This is a genomic window from Mucilaginibacter gossypiicola (assembly GCF_900110105.1).
Lineage (GTDB): Bacteria > Bacteroidota > Bacteroidia > Sphingobacteriales > Sphingobacteriaceae > Mucilaginibacter > Mucilaginibacter gossypiicola.
Genome location: NZ_FOCL01000002.1, coordinates 786103 through 798922, shown reverse-complemented (window position 1 = coordinate 798922; position 12820 = coordinate 786103). Strand labels below are relative to the sequence as shown.

The 12820-nt window shown below is 44.5% G+C and carries 11 protein-coding genes; 3 read left to right on the top strand and 8 right to left on the bottom strand.

Annotated elements, in window-relative coordinates; translation table 11 throughout:
- Window positions 1-201: 201 nt before the first annotated feature.
- The gene (locus BMX50_RS08755; RefSeq protein ID WP_091210110.1) at window positions 202-1650 is read right to left on the bottom strand and encodes a circularly permuted type 2 ATP-grasp protein; all 1449 of its coding nucleotides are present in this window, start codon (window positions 1648-1650) and stop codon (window positions 202-204) included.
- A gap of 267 nt (window positions 1651-1917) precedes the next feature.
- On the opposite strand from BMX50_RS08755, the gene BMX50_RS08750 reads away from it, so the two are divergent.
- Window positions 1918-2367, top strand: coding sequence for a DUF4348 domain-containing protein (locus tag BMX50_RS08750; RefSeq protein ID WP_091210109.1), 450 nt, complete (start codon window positions 1918-1920; stop codon window positions 2365-2367).
- Between the two features lie 5 nt (window positions 2368-2372).
- Here BMX50_RS08750 and BMX50_RS08745 read toward each other — a convergent pair whose 3' ends face one another.
- On the bottom strand, window positions 2373-3227 hold the full coding sequence (locus BMX50_RS08745) for an AraC family transcriptional regulator (RefSeq protein WP_091210108.1): 855 nt from the start codon (window positions 3225-3227) through the stop codon (window positions 2373-2375).
- Window positions 3228-3326: 99 nt separating this feature from the next.
- On the opposite strand from BMX50_RS08745, the gene BMX50_RS08740 reads away from it, so the two are divergent.
- On the top strand, window positions 3327-4337 hold the full coding sequence (locus tag BMX50_RS08740; RefSeq protein WP_208864667.1) for a zinc-dependent alcohol dehydrogenase family protein: 1011 nt from the start codon (window positions 3327-3329) through the stop codon (window positions 4335-4337).
- Between the two features lie 124 nt (window positions 4338-4461).
- Here BMX50_RS08740 and BMX50_RS08735 read toward each other — a convergent pair whose 3' ends face one another.
- The 6 genes from BMX50_RS08735 to pdeM form a co-directional block, all read right to left on the bottom strand.
- Window positions 4462-5994 (bottom strand): SulP family inorganic anion transporter, encoded by a 1533-nt coding sequence (locus tag BMX50_RS08735; RefSeq protein WP_091210107.1) that lies wholly within the window; start codon window positions 5992-5994, stop codon window positions 4462-4464.
- 314 nt (window positions 5995-6308) lie between these two features.
- Window positions 6309-6743 carry an rRNA adenine methyltransferase gene (locus BMX50_RS08730; protein WP_091210106.1) on the bottom strand — a complete coding sequence of 145 codons (435 nt, stop codon included), beginning with the start codon at window positions 6741-6743 and terminating at the stop codon, window positions 6309-6311.
- A 248-nt stretch (window positions 6744-6991) separates the two neighbouring features.
- The gene (locus BMX50_RS08725) at window positions 6992-7777 is read right to left on the bottom strand and encodes a succinate dehydrogenase/fumarate reductase iron-sulfur subunit (RefSeq protein ID WP_091210105.1); all 786 of its coding nucleotides are present in this window, start codon (window positions 7775-7777) and stop codon (window positions 6992-6994) included.
- A 107-nt stretch (window positions 7778-7884) separates the two neighbouring features.
- Window positions 7885-9819, bottom strand: a complete 1935-nt coding sequence (locus BMX50_RS08720; RefSeq protein WP_091210104.1) for a fumarate reductase/succinate dehydrogenase flavoprotein subunit — start codon at window positions 9817-9819, stop codon at window positions 7885-7887.
- A gap of 41 nt (window positions 9820-9860) precedes the next feature.
- On the bottom strand, window positions 9861-10652 hold the full coding sequence (locus BMX50_RS08715; RefSeq protein WP_091210103.1) for a succinate dehydrogenase cytochrome b subunit: 792 nt from the start codon (window positions 10650-10652) through the stop codon (window positions 9861-9863).
- Window positions 10653-10834: 182 nt separating this feature from the next.
- Complete coding sequence (gene pdeM, locus BMX50_RS08710) at window positions 10835-11491, bottom strand: ligase-associated DNA damage response endonuclease PdeM (protein WP_091210102.1); 657 nt, start codon at window positions 11489-11491, stop codon at window positions 10835-10837.
- Between the two features lie 900 nt (window positions 11492-12391).
- Between pdeM and BMX50_RS08700 the strand changes: the two genes are divergently transcribed.
- The gene (locus BMX50_RS08700; RefSeq protein WP_091210100.1) at window positions 12392-12769 is read left to right on the top strand and encodes a DUF6249 domain-containing protein; all 378 of its coding nucleotides are present in this window, start codon (window positions 12392-12394) and stop codon (window positions 12767-12769) included.
- The last annotated feature ends 51 nt before the right edge of the window (window positions 12770-12820 follow it).

Below are 12820 nucleotides of genomic sequence, written 5' to 3'. Positions count from 1 at the left end.
TAATACCGCCAGGTTTTGTTAATTATACTTTATTTCTTTATTCAAAAAGCGCGGGCTTGTGCGATTCCCCTCTTGAGAGGGGTGTAGGGGTGTGTTTACGCATGTAATAAGCTTATCGCAGAAACACACCTCTGCTACTGCGCTGCCTTCCGCGCCCCCTCTCAAGAGGGGATTTTATTCGCAATTCCTTCTTCTTTAACCTCAGGCCAAAACCCAGGTATCCTTACTGCCACCGCCCTGCGAGCTGTTTACTACCAGCGAGCCTTCTTTTAAGGCCACACGGGTTAAACCGCCAGGTACAATTTCAATACCATCGGGGCCATAAAGCGCATAAGGCCTTAAGTCAACCCTACGCGGCTTTAATTCGCCTTGCATATAACAGGGTGCCGCCGAAAGGCTGATGGTTGGCTGCGCTATGAAATTGCGCGGATCTTTCAGTATTTCCTTTTTGTATTCATCAATTTCCTGTTCGCTTGCCGCATGGCCCATCAGCATCCCGTAGCCGCCACTGCCATTGGTTTTTTTAACCACCATTTTATTGAGGTTTTTAAACACCATTTCGCGCTCGTCGGGATTGCCCAACTGGTGGGTTGGTACATTTTTGAGTATCGGCTCTTCGTTCAGGTAATAGCGGATCATGTCGGGTACATAGGCATATACCGCTTTATCATCGGCAACACCTGTACCTGTTGCGTTTACAATGGCTACATTGCCTTTGCGGTATGCGCCCATCAAACCTGCCACACCCAGCATGCTTGCCGGGTTAAATACCAGCGGATCTAAAAATTCATCATCTACACGGCGGTATATCACATCTACCTGCTGCAGGCCGGTAGTGGTTTTCATGTAAACTTTATGATTGTTCACCACCAGGTCGCGCCCCTCCACAAGTTCTACCCCCATTAAACGGGCCAGCGTGGTATGTTCAAAATAGGCCGAATTGTAAATGCCCGGCGTAAGTAAAACAATAGTTGGATTATGAATTTGCCTTGGCGAAAGCGCCAGGAGGTTTTTATATAATATAGATGGATACTCGGTAACGCTGCGCACGCTGCATTGCGGCAGCAAATCAGGGAATAGCCGTTTGGTGATCTCCCGGTTCTCGAGCATATAACTTACACCCGATGGGGTGCGCAGGTTATCTTCCAGCACATAAAAAGTGCCGTCTTCATCGCGGATGAGGTCGATGCCTGAAATGTGCACATAAATATCATAAGGTACCTGAAGCTGGTACATCTCGCGCAAAAAATGAGGGCACGAATAAATGATATCAATCGGCACTATGCCATCCTTTACAATAAACTGATTGTGGTAAATATCTTTCAGGAAAAGATTAAGCGCATTAAGGCGCTGCTTGATGCCCCGTTCAACAAAGGCCCACTCATCGGCAGTGATAATACGTGGAATAATATCAAAAGGAAATATCTTTTCAATGCCTTCGCCGCTGTTGTAAACGGTAAAGGTAATGCCCTGGCTCATGAACAGTCGTTTGGCAAGTTCTTCCTTTTTATTCAGGTCGTCGGCCGATTCTTTTGAAATGTAGTCAATAACTTTGCGATAATGTTCTCGAACATTAGCATCTAAGCCATACATTTCATCCCAAACGTTATTTATTGGGTTGTATTTGTCAAAATAAGCTGATTCTTCCATGAAAAAATTACAATAGTTTAAAAATTGATAATCAGTTATCTTTAGAAATTGTAATTTATGAAGTGTTTTTGATAAAAAAGCAAATTATTTTGAAATTTTTAAAGTTTTTTTAATCAAATTTTCAATTTGTGCGATATTTGTTATTTTGTTGTTGCGAAACATGGATTGTTTTAATTGATATGAACCGAAAGCGGGGCGACTTATTTAATGCGTATGTTAACAGGGTATTATGTATATTAGCAATATATTTTTATACCAGGCCATATCATGTTATATCAATCAGGCGGCAATTTTACTTCCATTATAGCTACTACAGCGCTGATATTATTTTGTAGTTTAAAAACACCGGTAAAGCAGTTAAATCAGGAAATAGATAACAATATTACCCAGTCGGGCTCCGAAGATTTTAATCTTTTTTTTAAGAAGTTTAATGCCGATGCCGCATTTCAGATATCACGGGTTAAATTCCCTTTTAAAGTGATAGAGCTGCCGGATACAGAGGAAGAAAAAGCCCTTGTACACATAGTGCCGATGCAAAAGTGGAAGCAGATTAATTTACTACCGGGAGGTACAATATTGATGGAGAAACATTGGGTTAACAAAACTACGGTTAAGGTTCAGTTGATGGTTGAAGATACCGGGGTGTTGGTTTTTCATTATTTTAAATGCCTGAACGGAAAATGGTGGCTGGACCATGCAGAAGATGCATCAGACTAAATGCCCTAAGCCATAGCCGGCGGCGCCCCGGTTTTCCTAAACTCCGAAGGGTTTATATTTCTGTATTTTTTGAAGATCCGGTTCAGGTGGCTCTCGTCATTAAAACCAAGCTCATTGGCAATTTCAACCATACGCATGTTGCTGTGCAGCAGTCGGTTTTCGATAAGCTTAAGTTTGTAATTGATGATGTACTGCTGCAGGCTTTCGCCGGTATGCTTTTTAAAATAGCGGCCTACGTAAGTATCTGAAATCCCCATTTTATCTGCAATGGCTTCTGCTCTCAGCTTTTCGGGGAAGTAGATATTAGTCTGAACGTATTGCAAAATATCAAGTGTTTTTTCCTCTGTATTTTCATCAACCTCATCGGGCATGTTCATGGCAATATTGCGGGCAACTATAACAATAATGGTGTTGATGTATTGCTGCAAAAGCTCTTTGCTATAAAGGTTGTTTTTATTTTGCTCGCTGATAATGGCTTGCATAATAGGTTTCACAATGGCGCTGTCTTCATGGTGCTTTAATACACAGCCGGGTGCCTGGGCTGCATTTTTAAGGATAAACTCAAGGTGTTTAGCTGCATCGCCCGGCAGTTTGTAGTCCTTGATGTAAGCCATATTAAAACGGATGAAGAGGAATTGCGTTGAGGTTGCTATCTCAAAATAATGAGAATCATCGGGCGTAAGCAGAAATAAGTGGCCGGGCTTATATATGAATTTGCTTTTGTTGATACACTGCTTCCCGGTGCCGCTTACAATATAAATAAACTCAAAAAAGCTGTGCGAATGTTCGCTGCGGGGACAGGTATGGAGAGGCTCGCGCAATACGATCTCGAACGGCTGGTATAAATTATCTTTAGCCATAGTGTAAATGTACAATTATTACGAGGATTTGTACAAGGTAAACAGGCTGTGTGTTGTATAATTTTGTACTATAAAATCAAACAACGCAGAATTACTAAAATGGAAACTCAAAATACAACTACCATGCAGGCACTAATGGCCACCGAAGCAAATGCCCCTTTTACCATAACCGAAGTTGAACGCCCTGCCGCTGCAGAAGGCCAGGTACTGGTACGCATTATAGCAAGTGGTGTAAGTGTATTGGATAACAAGATCCGCACCGGCAAGGGCGGGCATGCCAAACAGCCATTACCTGCCATTTTAGGGATGGACTTTGCCGGTATCGTTGAAGCTGTTGGCGCCGGTGTAACCCGTTTTAAGGCAGGCGATGAAGTGTATGGACTTGCCGGTGGCATTGGCGGCTTACAGGGCACTTATGCGCAATATGCCGCTTTTGATGCCGATTTGCTTGCTGTTAAACCATCAAGCTTAAGTATGCGCCAATCGGCCTCTATGCCGCTTAATTTCATTACCGCCTGGGAAGGCCTTGTGGATAGGGCAAATGTGCATGAAGGTCAAAAAGTATTGGTGCATGGTGGCGCTGGCGGTGTTGGACATTTGGCAGTTCAAATAGCCAGGGCGTTTGGAGCCGATGTTTATGCTACCGGTAGCGCAGCACAACAGCAATATATTGAAAGCATTGGTGCTACTTTTATTGATTACAGGGCCACAACCGTTGAAGAATATGTGAACAAATATACCAATGGTGAGGGATTTGATATTGTTTATGACACTTTGGGTGGTGCTACGTTAGATGCCTCATTTGTTGCCGCCCGTTATTATACCGGGCATGTGGTAAGCTGTTTGGGCTGGGGAGAGCATAAGCTGGCGCCTTTATCATTCCGTGGGGCTACTTATTCGGGCGTATTTACTTTGATGCCGATGATTGCCGGGAAAGGACGCAAGCATCATGGCGAAATTATGGAGGAAGCTACCAAACTTGCAGATGCAGGTAAGCTTGTTCCGCTGGTTGACGAGCGTTCTTTTACACTTGCAAGTGCCAATGATGCTCATGATATATTGGAGAACGGCAAGGCGAACGGTAAGCTGGTGATTGATGTTGCTGAGTAAACAGCGTTAAAAAAGGAATGTAGAGACGCATCACATGCGTCTTCCTTAAGGCAGACAATTAGTAAGAGCTTATCCGGTGTGATTTGTAAAGCGGGAGACGCATGTGATGCGTCTCTACGGAAAATTACTTCTCAACCACCCTATACGAGGGATCTTCCAAAATATTCACCTGGATGATCCCTTCTGCATTTTTAAGCAGTGTTCTGCAATCGTCACTTACGTGTTTTAAGTGCAGTTTTTTGCCAGCTCCGTGATATTTTTCGGTTAGCTTATTCAATGCCTCAATGCCCGACATATCTGCAATGCGGCTATCTTTAAAATCGATGATGACTTCCTGCGGGTCATTGGCGATATCAAACTTTTCATTAAAAGCCATCACCGAACCAAAAAACAGCGGACCGTATATTTCATAATGTTTTACACCCGCTTCGTCAACGTATTTGCGGGCACGAATGCGTTTGGCGCTTTCCCACGCAAAAACCAGGGCCGAAATAATAACGCCTATCAATACCGCAAGGGCAAGGTTGTGGAGCCATATCGTGATCAGCGCTACGAGGACCCCCACAAATACGTCTTGTTTAGGCATTTTGTTAATGATCCGGAAACTGATCCATTCGAAGGTGCTGATTGCAACCATGATCATTACTCCTGTAAGTGCGGCCATAGGCAGTTTTTCGATAACAGGGGCGCCGAAAAGGATAATAAGCAGGATTGTGAGTGATGCAATGATGCCTGATAGCCTCGCCCTGGCCCCTGCCGATAGGTTAACCAGCGTTTGGGCAATCATAGGGCAGCCGCCCATGCCCGAAAAGAAGCCGTTGAGGATATTGGCACTACCCTGCGCAATGCATTCGCGGTTGCTGTTGCCCCGGGTAGCGGTCATTTCATCAACAAGGTTTAGGGTTAACAAGCCTTCGGTAAGGCCAACGCCTGCCATGATGAGCGCGTAAGGGAAAATGATCTTTAAAGTATCGATATTAAAAGGGATAGCCGGAATATGAAACGGCGGAAAGCCACCGCTTACTGCCGCGATATCTCTTACTGTTTTGGTATGAATGCCAAAGCCTAAGACCAGCACAAACACTACAATAATAGCAACAAGCGATGGTGGCACGGCTTTGGTAAACTTAGGTAGAATGATTACGATGGCTATAGTTAAAGCTACCAAGCCAGCCATGATCAACAACGGCGTGCCGCTGAGCCAGGCTTCCTGTCCGTTAACTACGGTTTTGAATTGCTCAAGTTGTGCCATGAAAATGATGACGGCGAGGCCGTTAACAAAGCCGTACATTACCGGTTGCGGTACCAGGCGGATAAACTTGCCCAGTTTAAACAAACCAACCAGAATTTGTATTACGCCGGCTAAAGCCACCGCGGCAAAAACATACTCCAGCCCATGCGATTTCATAAGCGCTATCAGTACCACAACAGTTGCCCCGGCTCCGCCCGACACCAACCCAGGGCGGCCGCCAAATATGGAGGTTACCAAGCCCATGATAAAGGCGGCATACAAGCCCATCAGCGGCGGAAAGCCGGCGAGTATGGCAAATGATAATGATTCGGGCATCATGGTCATGGCTACGGTTAAACCGGCCAGGATTTCGTTTTTATAGTTGATTTTTTGCGAAAAGTCGAAAAGATGTAAAGAGAATTTCATCCAGAGTGGTTAAGTATTGAGTAGCCTTTATTGAAGACTTGTAGATAAGCTAATGAATAAAGGGATGTGAGCAAACCATCAAAATTTAGTCGCCCCGCAAAAATATGCAAAAATGCCGGACTGAGGCGAAGCGAGGATATTGAGGCTTTTTAATATGCTGAAGTAAAATTTCATTGCCGTTGGTTTTAACCAACGGAATAAGCTAAGATGATAAGCGGCTTTAGCCAAAATAAACATGCGGGATTTGGGCTGAAGCCCTTTTGCTTAGTTGTTTGTTATCCGTTGGTTAAAACCAACGGCAATGAAGGAGGGACTTATCTTGTATTTGATTGAACACGCTCTATGCCATTATTAATTCCGGCTTTGATCATATTACCATAACCATCGTCAGGTAAGAAGCTGGTATAGCTCAGGGCCGACTGATAGTTTTCACGCGCTTTATCAAAGTCTTCCAAATCCTCATGGCATTTGGCAATATTAAGATAAAGTGAAGGATAAACCCCTTTTATCTCCTGCCCTTCTATTTCAAAAGCGAATTTTAACGCAGTTTCGTCCCATTTTAATTTATCTGCAACGTTCTGTTGATGCCGTGCTACATAATGTGTGGCAATGAGCTTCTCAAGGGCATTTGTTGCTTCATTCCAGGCCTGATGAAACAATGCGGCAGCTTCATCTCGTTTGGCTTCGCCTTCCAATAACATTCCTTGAGCACAAAGTTTGTTAACATGGTTTTCCGGGTCGAATTGCATAGGATGCTTGTAGTTTTTGTGATTTAAATTTATGCTTTTGGGAAGATATATAAACAAAGGACAATTAAAAAAAGAGTGACGTCAAAAACTATGTCATTGCGAGCGTAGCGCGGCAATCGCATGCTATACAGAGCGGCTATGCTTCCGTGCGATTGCTTCGTTCCTCGCAATGACATGGTTTATATCACTCCTAAAACAAAAACGGCCCGGTTTCACCGGGCCGTTTGCTATACTATACAGAAAATCAATTAATGATTTTGTTCGTGTACTTCTTCTTCCCTGAACAGTTTCGCGCTGAAATAGTCGTTGTTCATGCGGGCAATGTTGGTCAGCTTAATTTCTTTAGGGCACTCAGCTTCGCAGGCGCCGGTGTTGGTACAGCTACCAAAGCCTTCTTCGTCCATCTGGGCTACCATTGATTGCACACGACGGTAACGCTCTGGTTGACCTTGTGGCAATAAACCCAGCTGAGTGATCTTAGCCGATACAAACAGCATAGCAGATGCATTTTTACAAGCAGCAACGCACGCACCGCAACCGATACAGGTGGCCGAGTTGAAAGCCTCGTCGGCAATAACCTTAGGGATAGGGATAGCGTTGCCATCAGGTACACCACCGGTGTTCACCGAAACATAACCACCAGCCTGTTGGATCCTGTCAAAGGCAGAGCGGTCAACCGCTAAGTCTTTAACAATTGGGAATGCTTCTGCGCGCCATGGCTCAATGGTGATAGTTTCGCCATCGTGGAAAGTACGCATGTGGAGCTGGCAGGTAGTGATACCGCGTTTTGGTCCGTGTGGGTGACCATTGATATATAATGAACACATACCGCAAATACCTTCGCGGCAGTCGTGGTCAAAGTTTATTGGCTCATCGCCTTTGTGGGTCAGGCTTTCGTTAACCACGTCGAGCATTTCAAGGAACGACATGTCAGGCGAAATATTTTCAGCTTTGTAGCTTACAAATTTACCCGCGGTTTGAGCATTTTTTTGACGCCATACTTTAAGCGTCAGGTTCATATTTCCGTTACTCATCTTTGTTTTAGATTTGAGTTATCGTTGTTTTTGTTGATTGAGTGAGTGGTTGATTGGGTGAGTGGGTTTAACTTTATCAACCACTCACCTAATCAACCATTCTCTAATTAAGCATAGTTTCTTTGAGACAGGTGAACTGCTTCAAATGTCAATTGCTCTTTATGTAACTCTTCCGGCTGGTTCTCGCCTTTAAACTCCCAGGCAGCTACGAACGCAAAGTTTTCGTCATCGCGCAGTGCTTCACCATCTGGTGTTTGCGATTCAACCCTGAAGTGGCCACCGCATGATTCTTTACGCATCAAAGCGTCATCGATCATCAGCTCGCCAAGCTCAATGAAATCGGCCACGCGACCCGCTCTTTCCAATGAAGCATTTACTTCTTCGTTTTCGCCGGTTACGATAGCGTTTTTCCAGAAATCAGCTTTCAATGCCTGGATCAAACCTTTGGCTTTTTTCAAGCCTTCTTCGGTACGGGCCATGCCGCAGTACTCCCACATAATGTGGCCAAGTTCGCGGTGGTACTCGTTGGTAGTTTTGTTGCCTTTAAGGGCCAGCAATTTATTTACGTGGTCAACTACATCTTTTTTGGTGGCTGCGAAAGCTGGGTGGTTAGTGTCAACCTTTTTAGGGCCAATTTTAGCCAGGTAATCACCAAGGGTATAAGGGATCACAAAGTAACCGTCAGATAAACCTTGCATCAATGCTGATGCACCAAGGCGGTTAGCGCCGTGATCGGAGAAGTTACACTCGCCCAAAGCATATAAACCAGGAATGGTAGTGCTCAGGTTATAATCAACCCAAAGGCCACCCATGGTATAGTGAACCGCAGGGTAAATACGCATTGGTTGTTTATACGGGTTTTCATCCGTGATCTGGATGTACATATCAAACAGGTTACCGTATTTGGCTTTAACGGTTTCTTCGCCTAAACGTTTGATGGCATCGGCAAAATCAAGGAATACTGCAAAGCCCGAACCGCCTACGCCTCTGCCCTCTTCAACCATTTCTTTGGCGTTACGTGAAGCCACATCGCGCGGAACAAGGTTACCGAAGGCCGGGTATTTACGCTCTAAGAAGTAATCGCGGTCATCTTCTTTAACCTGGTCGGCTTTCAATGTGCCTTTGCGCAATTGCTCGGCAATTTCAACCGTTTTTGGTGCCCATACCCTACCGTCGTTACGTAACGATTCAGACATCAGCGTAAGCTTCGACTGGTGATCGCCGGTTACCGGGATACAGGTTGGGTGAATTTGAGTATAGCAAGGGTTACCAAAGAAAGCACCGCGTTTGTGTGCTCTCCAGGCTGCCGTTACGTTTGAGCCGATAGCGTTTGTTGACAGGTAGAACACGTTGCTGTAGCCACCGGTACATAACAATACCGCGTGACCTGCATGCGTATCAATGGCGCCGGTTAGCATATTACGGGTAACAATACCTTTGGCATGGCCATCAATAGTTACCACGTCAAGCATTTCGTGACGGGTGTATACTTTTACCTTACCGGCGTGGATCTGACGGTTAAGGGCAGAGTAAGCACCTAATAAAAGCTGTTGTCCTGTTTGGCCCCTCGCGTAGAATGTACGCGATACCTGCGAACCACCGAATGAACGGTTATCAAGTAAGCCGCCGTATTCGCGGGCAAAAGGTACGCCCTGGGCAACGCACTGGTCAATGATGTTTACCGAAACTTCGGCCAAACGGTGAACGTTTGACTCGCGGGCGCGGTAGTCACCACCTTTAATGGTATCGTAAAATAAACGGAAAACGCTGTCGCCGTCATTTTGATAGTTTTTAGCAGCATTGATACCACCCTGTGCAGCAATAGAGTGCGCACGGCGTGGGCTGTCCTGAAAACAAAATGCCTTAACGTTGTAACCCAGCTCGCCTAAAGTGGCAGCTGCCGAAGCGCCTGCCAAACCGGTACCTACAATGATGATATCGTATTTACGCTTGTTGGCGGGGTTAACCAGCTTCAGATCAAATTTATGCTTGCTCCATTTTTCGGCTAATGGGCCTTGAGGAATTTTAGCATCTAATGTCATCTCTTCTATATGTTTATGTTTGTGGCTTTTGGCCAGCTAACTTAGTGAGCTCCCTGGGTTGATAAATAGTAGTAATAAACCGGCATGGCTGCAAAAAGCAGCGGAATAATAACCGCAAACAGCCATGTGCCAATAAAGTAAACTACCGGGGTGTATTTGCGGTGTACCCAGCCCAGCGTGCGGAATGCGCTCTGGAAACCATGCAGCAAGTGAAATGCTACAGCGCCCATGGCTATTACGTAAAATATAACGTAAATAATGTTGCTGAAGCTATAAACAACGCGTGCATGCAGGTCTTTTACCCTTACAACCTCTACATTGTTTTCGGTTGATACAGAGTGGCTGAAATCAGCGTTAACCGGTTTGTATTCGGCAGCGGTGGTAACGCCTGTAGCCAGATCGGTACGGTACTCTTTAAAGCCCATGGTTTGGTCGTTGTGGTAACGGAACCAGAAATCGCCCATGTGGATAACGATGAACAGGAACATGATTGAACCTAAAAGGCCCATGTTTTTTGATGACCATGAGGCATCAGATTTTGCCGCTACTGCATAACGTACAGGACGGGCTTTACGGTTTTTGACAGTCAGGATCAAACCGTATAGTGCATGCACTAAAATGGAAAGGTACAACAGGTATGCAATTACTTCGATAGGCGGAAAATGCGTAAGGAAGTTGGCATACACGTTAAAACTGAAACCGTCATCGTGTTTAAACAACAGCAGGTTGCCGCCTACGTGTACAATTAAAAAGGTACACAGAAACAAGCCTGTTAAAGCCATGATCAGCTTTTTGCCCAGCGACGAGTTTAAGGTTTGTTTGAATTCGCTCATTATGAATTGGATTTGTTAGGCAAAAGTATTTATTAAATAACAAAACATAGAAGAGGTTTTGGCTTATTGAAGATCAAAAATCTATTTAGAATCAATCTAAAGCAATGGACTGGCTGTTAAGGTGTAAATACACTGTCATGACAGTTAATGAGCTGTAATAAAGGTTAGTGCAGTGCTAAAAATCAGGCGATAGCCACTACCTTATCTTTCAATACAGCAAAGATCCTGTCGTTTTGAAGGCTGCGGATAGCAACCCGGCCCGTAAATTTACCGAACGACGGCAGTATAACCTGCCGGCTTCCGAAAGCAAAACATGGCAGCGTAATACTTTGTCGCCCCCTGCCGCTCAGGTTTACGCCCGGGTGGATGTGCCCGCAAAAAACATAGCCTGCTGCCTGCTGATCATCGGCAAGCGGATGATGCATCATCAGGAATGGGCCTATCAATAAATCGTCATGCAGTTCGATATTAAGGTTGCGGTAATGCTTATCATCGATTATATCATGATTGCCGCGGATGAGTATGATCTGTAATGCAGGAAACTGGCTGCGCCAAAGGATGAACCAATCCCAGTCGTTATTCATATCGCTATGGAACAGATCGCCCAAAAAAATTAATTTCTCAGGTTTATGTTCATAAATAAGATCAGAAAGTACAGCCAGGTCGCTCTGCTCCATATCGCGTGGTATGGCTATCCCCGCTTTGCGAAAATGCCCAACCTTGCCCAGGTGTACATCGGCAACTATCAGCGCTTTTTGCTGCTGCCAGTAAATGGCTTTTTGTGGAAGTAATAAAAGGTCCTGCCCCTGCAGGTTAAATGGAGTAGCCGCACTTGTCATTAAGGCAAAGTTAATACGAATAAATTTATTTGAATTGGTTGGCTTTGTTGTACCCTGTATAAAAAACTTTTCAATAAGTTTTTTATACAGGGCGAGTAATTATCAGGGAAACCCTGAATAAACGTGATGGCGTGTAAAATATATTTTAACGATGGGGTGCAGGGGCCGCGTTAGGGATTGGAATGAAAAGCCCGGAGCGTGTGCCGGGGTTGTGTGTGGGCAAAGCGAGGACTTGTAATGGAAAGCCCGGGCCGCAGGCAACGCCCATATTTATAAATAAGCTGAAAATATACCTGAATAATCAGTAACATAAAGTCACTCCATTAGTAAGGGATGAAACAAACCCTTACAGATAGGCAACGATCTTTGTTCTATTAACTAACATCGTCGCGCTCTTGGCCGCGCGGGGCCAGATACTTTTGTCTTGACACAAAAGTATCCAAAAAGTCAAGTCAGCAGATAGGCTTCTTTGCCGCACAAGCCTTTGCCCTGCAAAGCGGGCAGAACCACGGGCTGCAATTATTTTGCCCCGCTGCGCTCCCGCTTTCCCAACGCTTCTGCAAAAACTTGCTATGCCCTTTCCTGCGCTCAAGGCCACCATTGTTCTGCCCGCTTTCACCCGAAGCTTACCTGCTGACGGGAATATTCTTTATTTATCATGTCCATAGGTACTAACGAAGCCTCTCCTTCGCCATGCATGTCTGTTATGTTTATAGAAGAACAAGTTTCGCTATCGCTCAACATGACAAGTGGTTTAGTCAATTAAGTTTAGTTGAAAATATTTTTATTCAGGGTGTAACCTGTTTAAAAAACATGTGGTCATAGCTTACAAATACACCACAACGGGGGTATTTGCAGAGAGAAAAAACAAAATTAACTTAATTAAAAAAAACAAATATTATGGGCGCAGGTGAATTGGGTGTATTAGCAGGAATTATAATACCCCTCAGCTTATTCGCAATGATCTTCGGGATCGTTTACTTAAACAAACGGGAGAAATTAGCTATGATCGAAAGAAACATGGATCCAAGGAGTTATAAACCACAATCGGCTCCTTACCAAAATTTAAAATGGGGCTTGTTGCTCATTGGCTCAGGTATCGGATTGTTTTTAGCATATGTTTTAAACCGTGGCATATTCAATAGTTTTGACGACGATGTTTTCTTTTTATACGTAGCACTGATAGCTATTTTTGGAGGAGCGGGCTTGTTTATTTCATACCGTATCGAAAAAAAGGAAGTGCTGGATAAAGAAGATCAGCGTATCGAAAAACTATAAGCGATTTATTCAATATTATTTAAGGCCCGGCCCTTTGGCTGGGCTTTTTTT

Excerpts from the sequence above, each read along its gene's own strand:
- BMX50_RS08755 (WP_091210110.1), bottom strand. The coding sequence starts at position 1,650 with ATGGAAGAATCAGCTTATTTTGACAAATACAACCCAATAAATAACGTT.
- BMX50_RS08750 (WP_091210109.1), top strand. The coding sequence starts at position 1,918 with ATGTTATATCAATCAGGCGGCAATTTTACTTCCATTATAGCTACTACA.
- BMX50_RS08745 (WP_091210108.1), bottom strand. The coding sequence starts at position 3,227 with ATGGCTAAAGATAATTTATACCAGCCGTTCGAGATCGTATTGCGCGAG.
- BMX50_RS08740 (WP_208864667.1), top strand. The coding sequence starts at position 3,327 with ATGGAAACTCAAAATACAACTACCATGCAGGCACTAATGGCCACCGAA.
- BMX50_RS08735 (WP_091210107.1), bottom strand. The coding sequence starts at position 5,994 with ATGAAATTCTCTTTACATCTTTTCGACTTTTCGCAAAAAATCAACTAT.
- BMX50_RS08730 (WP_091210106.1), bottom strand. The coding sequence starts at position 6,743 with ATGCAATTCGACCCGGAAAACCATGTTAACAAACTTTGTGCTCAAGGA.
- BMX50_RS08725 (WP_091210105.1), bottom strand. The coding sequence starts at position 7,777 with ATGAGTAACGGAAATATGAACCTGACGCTTAAAGTATGGCGTCAAAAA.
- BMX50_RS08720 (WP_091210104.1), bottom strand. The coding sequence starts at position 9,819 with ATGACATTAGATGCTAAAATTCCTCAAGGCCCATTAGCCGAAAAATGG.
- BMX50_RS08715 (WP_091210103.1), bottom strand. The coding sequence starts at position 10,652 with ATGAGCGAATTCAAACAAACCTTAAACTCGTCGCTGGGCAAAAAGCTG.
- pdeM (WP_091210102.1), bottom strand. The coding sequence starts at position 11,491 with ATGACAAGTGCGGCTACTCCATTTAACCTGCAGGGGCAGGACCTTTTA.
- BMX50_RS08700 (WP_091210100.1), top strand. The coding sequence starts at position 12,392 with ATGGGCGCAGGTGAATTGGGTGTATTAGCAGGAATTATAATACCCCTC.